Here is a 15,119-nt window from a genome sequence, read left to right on the forward strand (position 1 = left end):
TAAGTACCCTACTATCACCCCATCCTATTTTGGTGGTTTTCTTTTGATTCCGAGACAAACATACTACTGGTTTTTCTTATTCGGGGGCACCAATTAACGGATGGGCCTTTTGACTTAACGGATAGCCGTTTTCAATTTATATTCAAAAAAAAATCCGCACTCGTAAGAAAGTACGGACTAAATATAAAAACAATTGATTATCAATTAATTATAATAAAATCTAGGGAATCAGGAATTGTATTTGAGTTTCCGCTCAATGGTCTCGATCATCACATTGGCGATGTCCATTCCCGTGGTATTTTCGATACCTTCCAATCCAGGGGAAGAGTTTACTTCCAAAAGCAAAGGCCCCCTATTGGAACGGATGATGTCCACCCCTGCCACGTCCAAGTTGAGGACTTTGGCCGATTTGATGGCCAGTTTTCGTTCCTCCGATGTGATCTTGATCAATGAGGCGGCCCCACCTTGGTGGATGTTGGCCCTGAACTCTCCCTTTTGGGCCTGGCGCTGCATGGAGGCCACTACTTTGCCGTTCACGACAAAGCAGCGGATATCCTGTCCGTTGGCTTCTTTGATGAACTCTTGCACCAAAATATTGGTCTGGACGCTCTTGAAGGCATTGATGACACTCTCGGCGGCCTTGTTGGTCTCGGCCATCACCACGCCCTTGCCCTGGGTGCTTTCCAATAGTTTGATGATCAGAGGTGCCCCGTTCACCATTCGGATGAGGTCCTTGGTGTCCATCGGGGATTTGGCAAACCCTGTTATGGGAATATGGATATCGTTTTTGGAAAAAAGTTGTGAGGCGAACAGTTTGTCCCTGGATTTGCTGATGGCATCGGCCGTGTTCAGACAATACACGCCCAAGGTATCAAATTGTCTCAATAGTGCACAACCATAAAAAGTGACCGATGGTTTGATCCTTGGAATGACCGCATCGAACTTGTCCAGGATATTCCCTCCCCTATACCTGATTTCCGGCGAACTGGCATCGAGTTTCATGTAAACGTTCTCCACGTTCAAAAAGACCACCTTGTGCCCGCGCATCTCGCCAGCCTCGATGATTCGTTTGTTGCTGTACAGCTCCGGGTTACTGGCCAAAAGGCCTAAGGTCAATCCGGATTTGTCCGATTTATAGGGTCTGTATTTGGTGGATATCTCTTCTGGTGAAATACTGCCCATGCAAAAACTTTTGGAAGGGTCCACCAAATATCTTTCGTTGATGGCTTCCCGCCCCAATAGCATGCGGTATTCCATGGTATCCCTATTGGCGAGGGTGAGTTCAATATCAAAAATCTTTCCCCCAAGTTTCACGGGGGTCTTTATCACTGGACGTTCCTCGGATATGCCCTGCGAGCTTTTCACACTCCGCATATCCACCAATTTGGATTGGCACAATATGGAGATGCTCCTGTTGTCCTGCAATGGGTTTACCTCGAACCTTACCCAGTCTTCCAGTCCTTTGGTAAAGATTTTGATCTTGCTGGCTTGGATCGATGATGTCTTTGCACCGGAATCCACTCTGGCCTTGATGGCGGGTATCCCAAGTTCTTCAAAACGGCACCATTCCTCGCTGCCCAATATTTCCAAATTGTCCAAAATAAAATGCTTTTAATTGATTATACGCATGATGAACAGGTCCAGCACTTCGACCAAAATCAGCAAAATAATGATCCATTCCAGCCTACTGCTCTCCCTGTGGTCCATGATGTCCTTGAAAAGGCTCAGGTTCTCCTTGATGATGTACCCCTGTTCCTTGATGGTCCTATAGCGTTCCTTCAGGTCAAAGATCTGTTTCAGGTTCCTGTCCAACCGATCGAGGGCCTCATCTTCCCACACCACTTCGGGGGAATCAAAAATATAAAGGTTTTCAGAAATCTGATTGTTGATGTTCAGTACCCTGGCAATGTATCTTTTGAGTTTTTTCCCTCCCAGGTCCAACCGGCCGTGGTGTTCCAAATAATTGGTGTGCTCCCGGGTCTCCTTCATGATTTGGTCCGAAAGCTTTTCAAAATGGTCCAAGGCTACGGATTGTGATAGGTGCAACAGGGCCAGCCGCATTCCTTCCACATTGGATCTTTGCAGCTCTATTTTGCTGTTGGTCACTTTGGCAGGCTCTTCATCGGAAACGAGTTCTATCTCCATTTCATCCGTAAGCTCAGATCGGTTCCAACCTTCGCAAAAAGGTTTCAAGCCTTCCAAAACTTCATTGATCGAGGTGTCGTCAAAACCATAAAAAGAGACAATCCCGTACCTGAAAACATATAAATATTGTGGACCATCGGCATAGAAAAGTTCATCCCTGTCGCCAAATATGAGTTGTCTTCCAATGGCCTGTCTATAGGCAGAAATGTCTATGTTCCCTGCGAGATGCAGGGCTATGGCTTTTGAATCCATGGTATCTATCAGGTTGCGAAAATCTCCTCTGGGTCCCTAAAGCTCTTGAACTCCACCATGTAGCCGTTGGGATCTTGTATGAAAAAGGACAAGTGCTCACCGACCTTGTCCTGCATGAAAGTGGCCTCGGTGGTCACTTCCAGGTCCAGTTGGAACAGTCTTGAATACAGCTCCCCCCAAACATCCACGGGAACGATCACCCCAAAATGGAACGAGGGCAGGATATAATCTTCCAAGCGGTAATTCTTGAAATCAAAGTTGAAGTTTCCCGATTGGGTGAAGGTGAGCTGGTTGCCAAATAGGTCAACGTCCAACCATTTTTCGGTATGTCTGCCCAAATTGGCCTTGATCACATCCTGATAAAAGGCGCGGGTCTCTTCAATATCCTTACATGGCAAGGCGAGGTGGAACTTTGTATCCATTTTCTTTGTTTGTTTTTCTTCCTAAACTTTTAAAATAGGACCGAACGGCCATCCGGTCCATTTTGTCCATAAAGGGCAGGGCTTCTTTCCATTCCAGCCAAAGGGCCTCTTCAAACTTGTATTTCTCCTTTACTTTTATGGCCCTTGGTTTCATCTGGACCAAAAAATAATTTTTCACCATGTTCCCCAGCTTCCCTTTTTTCGTATGGGAAAGATAAAAACTCAACTGCGCTTCGGACAGTTTCAACTTTATTTCCTCACCCACTTCACGAACCAGTGTTTCACTTTCCGTCTCCTTCTTTTTCTTCACACCACCGGGCAAAGTGTACCTTAATGGACCGCCCACTTTTCTTAGCACGAGAACCTTGTCCTTGTGTATGGCAATCAATCGGGATTTGACTGTTTTTTTCATAAGGCTCCTCTTTACTTAAGGAATGTAGATGGAAATTACGCATATATAGTCTGGTTTCAATGCTTCCAGCCTATATTTTTTCCTCTTTATGCCGTACAGTCTTTTTCCAACAGGTAAGTTACTCCTCCTCAGTACTCTCCAGACCTTCTGTATCCAGAGATCTTTCCTCTTCGGAATCGGCGTCGGTGTCAACGTCCTCGTGGACTTCCATGGCCATCACCAAGCGCTTGCTCACTTTCACGAGATAAGCGGTGTCCTCGGTTCGTACTTCTATACATTCCACCACTTCGTTGCTGGCGTTCCGATAGGTGACAATATCATCGTCATCATACCCATCCGGAAATTTCTCCACAAGCAGGTTCAGTATATGGTTGTCGAGCTTCTTATAGTCCACTATAACACGCTTCAACGTCATGGGTTGTCTGTTCTTCATCATCACATGTCTAGGAGGTAGGCAAAAATTAGGGGCGCCACAATGGTCGCATCCGATTCCACAATGAACTTGGGGGTGTCTATATCCAATTTCCCCCATGTGATCTTTTCATTGGGCACAGCACCGGAGTAGGAACCGTAACTTGTGGTGGAATCACTGATCTGACAGAAATAGCTCCAGAAAGGGGTCTCTGTCTGCTCCAAATCCTGATAAAGCATGGGTACCACGCAAATGGGGAAGTCCCCCGCAATGCCCCCCCCTATTTGGAAGAAACCGATACCTTTTTCAGAGTTTTTCTGGTACCAATCGGCCAAAAAGGTCATGTACTCGATACCTGATTTCATGGTGCTCGCCTTCAGCTCGCCCTTGATCACATAACTGGCAAAGATGTTCCCCATGGTGCTATCCTCCCAACCTGGGACCACTATGGGCAGGTTCTTCTTGGCAGCGGCATACATCCAGGAATCCTTGATGTCTATTTCGTAGTATTGTTCCAAAACTCCTGAAAGCAAGAGCTTGTACATAAATTCATGGGGGAAATAGCGGTCGCCTTTGTCATCGGCATCTTTCCAGATCTTGTAAATGTGCTGTTGCAAGCGTCTAAAGGCCTCCTCTTCGGGGATGCAGGTATCGGTAACGCGGTTCAGTCCCTTTTCCAACAGCTCCCATTCCTGCTGTGGGGTAAGGTCCCTATAGTTGGGCACCCTTCGGTAATGGGAATGCGCCACAAGGTTCATGAGATCTTCTTCCAAGTTGGCCCCCGTGCATGAGACGATGTGTACTTTATCGGTGCGTATGATATCGGCGAAGATCTTGCCCAGTTCCGCCGTACTCATGGCGCCGGCAAGGGACACCAACATCTTGGAACCCTGCTCCAACTGGGCCTCATACCCTTTGGCGGCATCCACCAATGCGGCAGAGTTGAAGTGCAAAAAATATTTTTGAATGAATTGTGATATTTCTCCTTTATTGTTCATCGTAATCGTCAATTGGGTTTACGGATTTCTTAAAGTTATCATTGTTTTCCTCAAATCCGTCCTCTAAGTAATCATTCTTTTTTAAAAATTTATAGCTCAACATTTTGTAGTACAGCTTTGCGGCCAAAAAATCGGAAGATCTTTCCTGTGCCTTGGGGCACAGCTCCACAATATCAAAGCCCACTACGTTTTTCTCCTCAAAGACCCTTTTTAGAAAATCCAGGGTTTCATACCAGAAAAGCCCTCCTGGTTCCGGTGTCCCGGTAGATGGCAGTATGGAGGGGTCAAAAGCGTCCAGGTCAAAACTGATGTAAACATTATCTGTCATCAGATCTAGAGCGGTGTCCATCCAAAAATCATCGGTGACCATTTCATGTGCAAAGAACACCTTGTCCCTGTCCATGACCAATGTTTCCGAATGGTCCATGCTGCGGATGCCTACCTGCACCAAATTAGTGGTCTCGTTGGCTTCGCGCATGGCACAGGCATGGTTGTAACGGGAACCGTTGTATTCCTTTCTCAGATCGGCATGGGCATCCAAGTGCAGAACGGTAAGGTCCTCAAAACATTCATTGAACGCCCTGATGGCCCCAATGGAAATGGAATGCTCCCCACCGATCATCGTGACCAGCTTGTTCCTTTTGATATATTCCTTTACGGTTTTATGGACGGCATTGACCATGTTTTCAGGGGAATCCAGTGCATCAATGGGATTGGCCAGATAAATACCCTGTCTATAGACCTCGGTATCCGTTTCAATATCATACCATTCCATGTTCTCCGATGCTTCCAAAAAGGCGTCGGGGCCTTTGTCGGCACCCTTTCCCCAGGTACTGGTCGCATCATAGGGAACGGGCAACAATACTACTTTGGCTTTTTCGGGAGATGCGTATTCCTTTGGAATACCGGCATATATTCTATTCGTTTTCATTTGGGATTATGGTTCATGATCAGTTTTTGCTGGGCACGGGCAGCTTCTTCGAAGCCACTAGGTTATCCGATGTCTTCTTGGCCCCATAACCTAAGATGGAAAGGAATTCCCCCGCAGTCTGTTGCTCTGCAAAGACAGAGGTCTTGAAATTCCCTTCCTTGTCCTTGTTGATCAATATGTGTTTGGGATGTGGGATAAGGCAGTGCTGTAGTCCGCCAAACCCACCTATGGTCTCCTGGTAGGCTCCTGTGTTGAAGAACCCGATATAGAGCGGTCTGTCCCTTCTGTATTTGGGAAGATAAATGGCGTTCATGTGCTGCTCGGAGTTATAATAATCGTCACTGTCGCAGGTGAGCCCACCCAACAGTACTCTTTCATACTCTTCGTTCCACCTGTTGATGGAGAGGGTAATGAACCTTTTGCTGATGGCCCACGAATCGGGCATGGTGGTGATGAACGACGAATTGATCATGTTCCACTTTTCCCTATCGTTTTGTTGTTTTTGATAAAGGACTTCATAGATGGTGCCACCACTTTCCCCTACCGTAAAACTTCCAAATTCGGTGAAGATGTTGGGCACTTCCACCCCGGCCTCATCGCATGCCTGCTTGATTTGATAGATGATCTCATCTACCATATACTCATAATCATATTCAAAGGCCAAGGAGTTCTTTATGGGAAACCCACCGCCAATATTGAGACTGTCCAAGGTTGGACACACCTTTTTGAGGCTGATGTACACCTTCAAACACTTCAAAAGCTCGTTCCAGTAATAGGCCGTGTCCCTGATGCCCGTATTGATGAAAAAGTGGAGCATCTTCAACTCTACCATCGGATTTTCTTTGATGGATTGGTTATAGAACGGAACAATGTTCTTGTACCCAATGCCCAATCTGGAGGTGTAGAACTCGAATTTTGGTTCTTCCTCGGAAGCGATTCGGATACCGACCTTGAATTTACCCTCAATGGCGTCACTCAGTAGTTCGATCTCTTCATAATTGTCGATGATCGGAATGCAGTTCTTGTGCCCATTGTTGATCAATCGGGCTATGTTCTGGATATATTGGTCCCTTTTGAAGCCATTACAGATCACGTAGGTGTCCTTGGTCACCTTGCCTGTTTTCTTCAAGTGCTCCACAATGTCAATATCAAAAGCAGAAGACGTCTCTATGTGGATGTCGTTTTTCAATGCTTCGTTCAGCACGTGCTCAAAATGGGAACTCTTGGTACAGTAGCAATAATGGTAAGAACCCGAATAATCATGCTTCTTCATGGCCTCCCCGAACCATTTCTTCGCCCGTTGGATGTTGTCCGATATCTTGGGCAGATAGGTGAATTTCAAGGGAGTACCATAGCGTTGTATCAAATCGTACAGGTCTATGCCATGGAACTGTAGTTTGTTGTCCTGTAGTGTGAATTCCTCTTGTGGAAAATCGTAGGTCTGATCGATCAGATCGATATATTTTGTTTTCATTTAAATTTCGTATTGATAAAAAAACTGATAACTAATTTTTTGGCCAAATGAACAGCAAGTTCTCAGATACGAAACTCAAATACAGTGTATGCAACAAAGAAGGGAGTCCGTGAAAAATCACGGATAATGGAGTGTTTTTCGGAAGTCGTCCCTAAAATCCGGTGTCTTGACCTGAAGACGGCTTTTTGGGTTGACTTCCTTATTCCCAAAAGCCCGAACATGAAAAAAGTTTTCAACGCAATTAGGTGATGTGTCCCAATATTCTGGACTCATTCAGGGGTCAAACATAAACAAAAAACAAATACGTCAACTTTTTTTAAAAAAAAATTTCAATCATCATAAATCGATGTGAATCAAATAGTTAATAGTAACGAAACTCGATTACCCTGCTGCTATTTGTTCCAAAGGCAATAAAATAAGAACCTGAACGCCTTCATCGGCATTCCAAATATGATGTTACCCTACCAAGGGTGGTCTCTCATTGATAAAAGGCTGGCTGTAATGGCGCCTACCCGTAGCTTTGTACAATGCATTGGCCAATGCACCCACAATCGGCGGCAATGAAGGTTCACCCAGACCTGTCGGATCTATGCCATTGTCCACAAAGAAGGTCTCAATTTCCTTGGGTGCTTCGGCATTCCGAATCAATCTGTACCTATCAAAGTTCGATTGCTCCGGTTTGCCGTCCTTGAAGGACAAGGCACTATAGGTAGCATGGCCTATACCGTCCACGATACCCCCTTCCACCTGGTTTTTGGCACTCAATGGATTCACCACGATGCCACAGTCCACGGCGCACCATACTTTGTCCACTCTTGGCATTCCATCCCCATCTTCCAGATCTAGGACTTGGGCCACATAGGAATCATGGCAAAAATATGCGGACACCCCTCTCGATTTTCCGTTGGGATTGCTGGCCCAATTGGATTTTTCCTTTACCAACTTGAGCACTCCGGCGTAACGTTCGGGGTCGTAATCGTTCTTCTCGGGTTCGCCCACAGGATTGTTGATGGCCCTTTCAAAAAGCTCCAACCGAAACTCGATAGGGTCTTTTCCTGAAGCCTCGGCCACCTCATCCATAAAGGCCTGCTCCGCTCCTGCGATAAAATTGGAACGCGGTGCACGCCATGCCCCAGTGGTCACATTGGTCTGCAAGCTATGCTTTTCGGCCAGATAATTGTCCACGGCACCTGCCGGAAAGCGGTTTTCAAAGACGAGGTCATCATTGGTTCCCGCGCCCCTTACATGCCAGGCGATAAGGTTGCCGTTTTCATCCAACCCAGCTTTGTATTTGATTTTATACGCTGGACGATAGGTACCTTGCGTCATATCGTCTTCCCTGGTATATACCAATTTAACGGGAGCGTTCATTTTTTGGGAGATGACGGCCGCTTCCACGGCAAAGGTTCCGTAGAGACGTCGACCGAAACCGCCGCCCATCCGGGTCATCATCACATCTATCTTTTCCACGGGCATGCCCAATCTGGACGCCAAGGTCAGCTCCAAAAACTCTGGGGTTTGTATAGGACCCAATAGCTCTGCTTTTTCAGGAGTGACATGGGCAAAAAAGTTCATCGGCTCCATGGTATTGTGTGCCAAATAAGGGGCCGAATAGGTGCTCTCCACAATCTTCGCCGCCTTTTTGAAGGCCGCTTCCACATCACCGTCCTTCCGTGCCGGTTGCTCGGGCGCTTTTTCCAACAATGCGGTCAAGGCCTCATCGTGGTATGCCGTGCTTTCCAGTTTGGAATCTTCTTGCCATTCCACTTCCAATGCTTTCTTGGCCTGCATGCATTCCCAGGTACTGTTGCCCACAATGGCCACAAGTTCGGGAATCCCTCCCCCATCGGACCATTGCTTTTCCGTGTCTTCCGGATAGACCTCAAAATGGAACACATCTTTGATGCCGGGCATCGATTTTACCGATTCAGCATTCATTCCTTTATATTTCATCCCAAAAGCGGGAGGATGTACGATCATGGCAGTCAACATGCCTTCACGCTGCACGTCCAGACCAAACAATGGTTTTCCGGTGACGATTTTTTCACCATCCACATTTTTGATGTCCGTACCTATGATCGAAAAATTCGTATTCTCTTTCAGTTCAACTTCCTCTGGCACCTCAATACCCGTAGCCGCTGAGGCCATTTCTCCAAAACCAGCCGATTTGCCACTGGCCTCATGTATCAATTGGCCTTCTTTTGTTGTGATTTCACTGGAAGGGACCTGCCACGCCTGTGCAGCGGCCTCTTTCAACATATGACGGGCGGTCGCCCCGGCCATGCGGAGGCTCTCCCACCCTTGTCGGATGGATTGGCTTCCTCCTGCCAATTGTCTTGTAAAAATTGCGGTGTTCAAAGGGGCTTGTTCCACGATCACATCTTTCCAGGCCACATCCAATTCTTCCGCAATGATCATGGGCATGGCGGTCTTCACGTTTTGTCCGATCTCTGGGTTGGGCGACATGATAGTCACCAGACCATTGTCCCCTACCTTCAGGAAGCCATTCAGCTCGAACCACTCCTTGGGCAAACTTCTGACCTGTTCTGGGGTCATCTTGCAAGATGCCAGCCAGTTGAAGCCCAAAACCAGCCCTCCACCGGCCAAACCTGTATTTCGTATGAAGGCCCGACGGCCAATTTTTGTCTTTACAAGTGTCATGATCGTGTGTTTTTGGTGTAGTGGATTATGATTTGGCTGCCATTTTCACGGCTTTTCGTATTCTAAGATAAGTACCACAACGACAGATGTTTCCGTTCATGGCGTTTTCAATTTCTTCATCCGTAGGACTTGGGTTGGTCTCCAAGAGCGCGGACGCCGTCATGATCTGACCGGCCTGACAATACCCACATTGGGGCACGTCCACCTCCAACCATGCTTTTTGTACGGGATGGTCACCATTTTCGGACAGTCCTTCAATGGTCGTGATCTTCTGTTCTCCTATGGAGGATACGGGGAGCACACATGATCGGGTCGCCTTGCCATCCAAGTGTATGGTACAGGCACCGCACTGGGCTATGCCACATCCGTATTTGGTGCCGACCAGGTTCAAATGATCGCGCAAAACCCAAAGGATGGGCGTGGATGGATCTACGTCCACCTCTTGTTTTTTTCCGTTGATGTTGAGTGTATATGTCGCCATGATCTAAAAAATTCCTCTTGAAGGTAAAGATTTCCTTCTAAAGATGGGCCACTTTCCATAAACATCGTTAAAAAATTAACATCGATTTTACGTTTTGGAAGGTTACTTAAAATCAGTATAAATAAGAAGTGTCTTTTTTATCTATGGTTTTTCAGATCCGGAATACGTCCCACCCTTATCGAAACTTCAAGCGGGCAAAAACGGGAAGGTGGTCGGAGGGATATCTCAGGTCCTTGGAATCGCTTAAAATAGCACTCTTGAGCACTTCAAAAGCCTCGGAAACAAAAATGTAGTCTATTCTCCGTTCCACTGGTTTGTCAAAATCAAACCCATTGAAAGTCCCTGTTGGCCCAAAAGCATTCTTGCCAGCTGCGATTTGGGCATCTTCCATTTCGCCCAAAATCACCTGAACGCCTGGACTTTCCGTTTCAAGATTAAAATCGCCTGTTAACACCACAGGTAATCCATCCTGATTCAATTCCTTTATTTTTTTGAGGATGAGTTTGGAACTCTCTTCCCTCGCCTGCACCCCCACATGGTCAAAATGCGTATTGAAGACCATAAACTTGTTGCCATCCTCTTTATTTTCAAAAAGTCCATAGGTGCAGATACGGGGCAATGCGGCATCCCATCCTTTGGATGGGGTCTCTGGGGTTTCGGACAACCAAAAGGTGGACTGCTCCAACAATTTCAGTTTTTTTGTGTTGTAAAAAATGGCAGTAAACTCCCCTCTTTCGTCCCCATGGTCACGCCCAACCCCAAAATAGGTGTAGTTCTCCAGGCCATTGTCGATATCCTTCAACTGATGCACAAGGCCTTCTTGGGTGCCAAATACATCGGGGGCATGGAAATTCAATTGGGATATGAGAAAATCCTTCCGATTGTCCCAATTATTAGGGTTGTCATCGGGGTTGTCATACCTGATATTATAGGAAATGACATCGATTGTTTGACTTTGGACATTGAAAAATGTGCCTATTGCAAAAAGGGCTATATAAATATTTTTCATTGGATCGGGGTTCCTCGCAACTTTTTAAAAGCCTCATAGGTTTTGTCCACTTTCACCTTTGGTGTGGTCTCGAATTCCTTTTCGGTTACGCTGTAATACTCCTGCAAGCTATCCAATTTTTTGTGCATTACTGTTATGATATCTTTATATTCTTCATCATTGATGGCATTGTATTGTTCTTTGGGGTCTTTTTCAAGATCATAGAACTCCCATTCGTCAATGTCATCATAAAAATGGATGAGCTTATACCTGTCCGTCCGCACCCCATACTGCCTCTTGACCATATGAAAGGCCGGGAAATCATAATAATGATAGTAAACGGCATCATTGAATTCATCCGTGGTTCCTTCCAAGACTTCCCGGAACGACCTTCCCTGCATTTCAGAAGCATATTGAGACCCTCCTGCCAAATCCAAGAAGGTCGGTGCAAAATCCAGGTTCTGTACCATGGCATCGATTTCCGTACCTGGTTCTATCACGTCTGGCAATTGCATCAACAAGGGCATTCTCATGGATTCCTCATACATAAAACGCTTGTCGAACCAGCCATGTTCCCCCAAATAAAATCCTTGGTCGGAGGTATAGACCACTAACGTATTTTCATCCAAACCCATCTCCTCCAAATAATCCAAAATTTTGCCCACGCCTTCATCCACAGCTTTCACAGTAGCCAAATATTCGTGTAGATAGCGTTGGCCCTTCCACTCTGCCAATTCCTTGCCGTGGAGGTTGGCTTCCCAAAAGGCATTGTTTTTCGGCAGATAGGCTTCGTCCCATGCTTTTCGCTGTGCCGGGGTCATGCGTTCAAAATCCGTGGTCCACGGGTTATGGGCCAGCTCGGTACTTCCGTGCGCTTTGCTCAATTTCAGGTCGTGCCCCTCGTACATGTCCTTATAAATGGTCTGTTGTTGCTCGGCAGCGGCCTGCTGGTCCACAAATTCCGGAAAATAGGTGTCCGGTAAGGGGAAGGTAATGGAATCATACACATTTAAATGGCGTAAGGCGGGCATCCAGTTGCGGTGCGGTGCCTTGTGGTGCACCATTAAATAGAAGGGTTGCTGGGCACTGTCCCGTTGTTTCAGCCATTCCAGACTTTTCTCCGTAATCAAATCCGTGGCATAGCCTTCAACAATGGAGGTATCACCTTCGGAGATAAATTCGGGGTTGTAATAATTGCCTTGGTCGTTCAAAATATCCCAATAATCAAACCCCGTGGGGGGACCGTGCAAATGCCATTTTCCAATGATGGCCGTTTCGTAGCCCAACTTTTTCAGATGTTTGGGCAATGTAGGCTGACTGCCATCAAACTGCTCCCCGTTCATGCGAAAACCGTTGATGTGGCTGTGCTTCCCGGTGAGGATGACCGCCCTGCTGGGTCCACATATCGAATTGGTGCAGAAATTATTTTGAAAGATGGCCCCGTTCTTGGCAATTCGGTCAATATTGGGCGTGGGCGCCAATTTGCCCAATTCATGTCCATATGCACTGATGGCCTGAAAGGCATGGTCATCCGACATGATGAAGATGATGTTCGGTGGGCCTTTGGCCACTTCCTCCTTTGGTTTTTCCTGTTGTTTGCAGGCCAAAACCAATACCAAACCTGCCAAAATTGCTGCAATTCGCATTGTATTCTATTTTAAGGTAAACGTTTGGGAAAGTTGCGCATCTGAATTGGTGCCGACAAAAACCTCAAACTCTCCAGGTTCAGCCACAAAATCCAATTGGCTGTTGTAAAATTTCAAATCGTCCGGCGACAAGGTGATGGTGATTTCCTTCTTTTCCCCTTTCTTCAAAAATACTTTTTGGAAACCTTTCAATTCCCGTTTGGGTGGGGTGATGCTTCGGACGACATCCCGCAAGTACAGTTGCACCACTTCTTCCCCATCAAAATTGCCGGTATTGGCCACCGTCACGGTTGCTGAAATCGATTCTCCCTGACCAATGCTCGATTTATCCAATTTCAAATTGGAATATGCAAACTCGGTATAGCTCAATCCATATCCGAAGGGTAATAATGGAGCGTTGGGGGAATCCAGATAGTTGGATCTGAACTTTTGAAATTCATCGTTTTCGGGAGCAGGTCGGCCCGTATTTTTTACGCTATGGTAAATGGGAATCTGTCCCACATTTCTGGGCCAAGTTGCTGTTAATTTTCCTGATGGATTGTAATTGCCAAAAACCACATCGGCAATGGCGTTCCCTGCCTCTACCCCAGGGTGCCAAACTTGCAAAATGGCCACGGGCAGTTCAAATTCTTCGGGAATGGTCAAGGGGCGACCACTTATCAATACCAAAGCCACAGGTTTCCCCGTTTCGACCAATGCTTGGATGAGTTTCTTTTGACTGTTCGGGATTGAAATATCGGTGCGACTGGCTGCTTCCCCACTCATTTCGGTGGCCTCGCCCACCACGGCCACGACCACATCGGAGTTTTTGGCCAACTCGATGGCTTCTTTCAACAGGGCGTCAGGAGAACGTTTATCAATTTCGATACGGGGACCGAATACGTTCACTTTTTTGGCGAATTCAGGGTCGTCCGAAATATTTGCCCCTTTTGCATATTGGATGGTGGCGTTGGTGGCCACATTTTTGAAGCCTTCCAAAATGGTAACCGCCAAGTTTACATCCCCTGTGGGTGCCCAAGTGCCCAACATATTGTTCCGACTATCGGCCAATGGACCAATCAGGGCTATTTTTTTATTTTTTTGAAGGGGCAATAGTTGGTTTTCATTTTTCAGCAACACAAAGGAATGGGCTGCCAATTTTCGGGCCAAGGCCCTGTTTTCCTTGGTGAGGATGTCCTTTTCGGGACGTTTGGTGTCCAAATAACGGTAGGGATCTTCAAAAAGTCCGGAAATGTACTTGGCCTCCAACACCCTCCGACAGGCACTGGTGATCTCTTCCTCGGTCACTTTTCCTTCATCCAATGATTTTTTCAACGTGGTCAGGAAACCTTCACCCACCATGTCCATATCCAATCCGGCTTTGAGTGCCAAGGCGGAAACGGCCTGCAAATCGCCTAGCCCATGCGCTATCATTTCGTTGAGCGAAGTGTAATCGGAAACCACAAAACCATCAAAACCCCATCGATCACGAAGCAAATCGGTCAGCAACCATTTGTTGCCCGTTGCCGGAATGCCGTCCACATCGTTGAACGAGGTCATGACACTGGCCGCACCCGCATCCACAGCGGCTTTGTAGGGAGGCAAATATTGATTGAACATTTTGATTTTGCTCATATCCACCGAATGGTAATCGCGTCCAGCCTCCGCAGCACCGTAAAGTGCAAAATGTTTCACACAGGCCAGCATGGTATGGGCCGCAGCCAGATCATTGCCCTGATATCCCTTCACCATGGCCTCAGCAATCCTCGAACCCAAATAAGGGTCTTCCCCTGCTCCCTCGGCTATGCGTCCCCAGCGGGGATCGCGTGCAATATCGACCATGGGCGAAAAATTCCAATTGATGCCGTCTGCCGTGGCTTCCTTTGCCGCCATTTGGGCCGCCTGCTGTACCAATTCCATATCCCAAGTGGATGACAATCCCAAAGGGATTGGGTAGGTGGTCTTGTAACCATGGATCACATCGGAACCAATGAGCAACGGTATGCCCAATCGGCTTTCCTTTACGGCGAGTTCCTGTGCTACCCTGACCTTATCGGGTCCGGCCACGCCAAAAAGACCGCCCACTTGGCCAGCCTTGATCTTGGCCTCCACGTTCTTACTGACCACTTCGCCTGTGGCCACACCTCCCCCAGGGGTCAAAAGGTTGAGCTGGCCTATCTTTTCCTCTAGGGTCATCTTTTGCAAAAGTGTCTCCACTTCGGGAATCCGTTGTTGGGCATTTGCTCTCCAGAAAGAGAGCGCAACTAGGGCTATCACTATTTTTTTTGTGGACATGATTCGGTTGTTTTGTTTTGGTA

General features: G+C 46.9%; 13 protein-coding genes. All 13 read right to left on the reverse strand.

The features are described 5' to 3' along the window. Nucleotides 1-228: 228 nt before the first annotated feature. A complete protein-coding gene (gene rimK / locus SD450_RS10645; RefSeq protein WP_404828241.1) occupies nt 229-1,602 on the reverse strand; it encodes a 30S ribosomal protein S6--L-glutamate ligase in 1,374 nt (457 codons plus the stop codon). Between the two features lie 9 nt (nt 1,603-1,611). Further along, a complete protein-coding gene (locus tag SD450_RS10650; RefSeq protein WP_318344453.1) occupies nt 1,612-2,397 on the reverse strand; it encodes an RMD1 family protein in 786 nt (261 codons plus the stop codon). 8 nt (nt 2,398-2,405) lie between these two features. After that, a complete protein-coding gene (locus SD450_RS10655) occupies nt 2,406-2,819 on the reverse strand; it encodes a VOC family protein (RefSeq protein WP_318344454.1) in 414 nt (137 codons plus the stop codon). Next, nucleotides 2,785-3,231 carry an NUDIX hydrolase gene (locus SD450_RS10660; RefSeq protein WP_318344455.1) on the reverse strand — a complete coding sequence of 149 codons (447 nt, stop codon included), beginning with the start codon at nt 3,229-3,231 and terminating at the stop codon, nt 2,785-2,787. Before SD450_RS10660 ends, SD450_RS10655 begins: the two co-directional genes overlap by 35 nt. 118 nt (nt 3,232-3,349) lie before the next feature. Then, entirely contained in the window at nt 3,350-3,667 is a 318-nt protein-coding gene (locus SD450_RS10665; RefSeq protein ID WP_318344456.1) for a hypothetical protein, read from the reverse strand. Then, nucleotides 3,667-4,641 carry a deoxyhypusine synthase family protein gene (locus tag SD450_RS10670; RefSeq protein ID WP_318344457.1) on the reverse strand — a complete coding sequence of 325 codons (975 nt, stop codon included), beginning with the start codon at nt 4,639-4,641 and terminating at the stop codon, nt 3,667-3,669. The genes SD450_RS10665 and SD450_RS10670 overlap by 1 nt, the downstream gene beginning before the upstream one ends. Further along, complete coding sequence (speB, locus tag SD450_RS10675) at nt 4,631-5,572, reverse strand: agmatinase (protein ID WP_318344458.1); 942 nt, start codon at nt 5,570-5,572, stop codon at nt 4,631-4,633. The genes SD450_RS10670 and speB overlap by 11 nt, the downstream gene beginning before the upstream one ends. 19 nt (nt 5,573-5,591) lie before the next feature. Then, complete coding sequence (locus SD450_RS10680; protein ID WP_318344459.1) at nt 5,592-7,046, reverse strand: arginine decarboxylase; 1,455 nt, start codon at nt 7,044-7,046, stop codon at nt 5,592-5,594. A gap of 456 nt (nt 7,047-7,502) precedes the next feature. Beyond that, nucleotides 7,503-9,707: a xanthine dehydrogenase family protein molybdopterin-binding subunit gene (locus SD450_RS10685; RefSeq protein ID WP_318344460.1), complete on the reverse strand. Its 2,205-nt coding sequence runs from the start codon at nt 9,705-9,707 to the stop codon at nt 7,503-7,505. A 25-nt stretch (nt 9,708-9,732) separates the two neighbouring features. After that, nucleotides 9,733-10,188, reverse strand: coding sequence for a (2Fe-2S)-binding protein (locus tag SD450_RS10690; protein ID WP_318344461.1), 456 nt, complete (start codon nt 10,186-10,188; stop codon nt 9,733-9,735). Nucleotides 10,189-10,363: 175 nt separating this feature from the next. After that, a complete protein-coding gene (locus SD450_RS10695) occupies nt 10,364-11,197 on the reverse strand; it encodes an endonuclease/exonuclease/phosphatase family protein (protein WP_318344462.1) in 834 nt (277 codons plus the stop codon). Further along, nucleotides 11,194-12,822: a sulfatase family protein gene (locus SD450_RS10700; protein ID WP_318344463.1), complete on the reverse strand. Its 1,629-nt coding sequence runs from the start codon at nt 12,820-12,822 to the stop codon at nt 11,194-11,196. The genes SD450_RS10695 and SD450_RS10700 overlap by 4 nt, the downstream gene beginning before the upstream one ends. A gap of 6 nt (nt 12,823-12,828) precedes the next feature. Then, on the reverse strand, nt 12,829-15,096 hold the full coding sequence (gene bglX / locus SD450_RS10705) for a beta-glucosidase BglX (RefSeq protein ID WP_318344464.1): 2,268 nt from the start codon (nt 15,094-15,096) through the stop codon (nt 12,829-12,831). Nucleotides 15,097-15,119 lie beyond the last annotated feature (23 nt).

It is taken from the genome of Flagellimonas baculiformis (assembly GCF_033441575.1).
GTDB classification, from domain to species: Bacteria; Bacteroidota; Bacteroidia; order Flavobacteriales; family Flavobacteriaceae; genus Flagellimonas; species Flagellimonas baculiformis.

Bases quoted from the DNA above. Each gene is read 5' to 3' on its own strand.
- SD450_RS10650 (WP_318344453.1), bottom strand. From the start codon at position 2,397: ATGGATTCAAAAGCCATAGCCCTGCATCTCGCAGGGAACATAGACATT.
- SD450_RS10655 (WP_318344454.1), bottom strand. From the start codon at position 2,819: ATGGATACAAAGTTCCACCTCGCCTTGCCATGTAAGGATATTGAAGAG.
- SD450_RS10660 (WP_318344455.1), bottom strand. From the start codon at position 3,231: ATGAAAAAAACAGTCAAATCCCGATTGATTGCCATACACAAGGACAAG.
- SD450_RS10665 (WP_318344456.1), bottom strand. From the start codon at position 3,667: ATGATGAAGAACAGACAACCCATGACGTTGAAGCGTGTTATAGTGGAC.
- SD450_RS10670 (WP_318344457.1), bottom strand. From the start codon at position 4,641: ATGAACAATAAAGGAGAAATATCACAATTCATTCAAAAATATTTTTTG.
- speB (WP_318344458.1), bottom strand. From the start codon at position 5,572: ATGAAAACGAATAGAATATATGCCGGTATTCCAAAGGAATACGCATCT.
- SD450_RS10680 (WP_318344459.1), bottom strand. From the start codon at position 7,046: ATGAAAACAAAATATATCGATCTGATCGATCAGACCTACGATTTTCCA.
- SD450_RS10685 (WP_318344460.1), bottom strand. From the start codon at position 9,707: ATGACACTTGTAAAGACAAAAATTGGCCGTCGGGCCTTCATACGAAAT.
- SD450_RS10690 (WP_318344461.1), bottom strand. From the start codon at position 10,188: ATGGCGACATATACACTCAACATCAACGGAAAAAAACAAGAGGTGGAC.
- SD450_RS10695 (WP_318344462.1), bottom strand. From the start codon at position 11,197: ATGAAAAATATTTATATAGCCCTTTTTGCAATAGGCACATTTTTCAAT.
- SD450_RS10700 (WP_318344463.1), bottom strand. From the start codon at position 12,822: ATGCGAATTGCAGCAATTTTGGCAGGTTTGGTATTGGTTTTGGCCTGC.
- bglX (WP_318344464.1), bottom strand. From the start codon at position 15,096: ATGTCCACAAAAAAAATAGTGATAGCCCTAGTTGCGCTCTCTTTCTGG.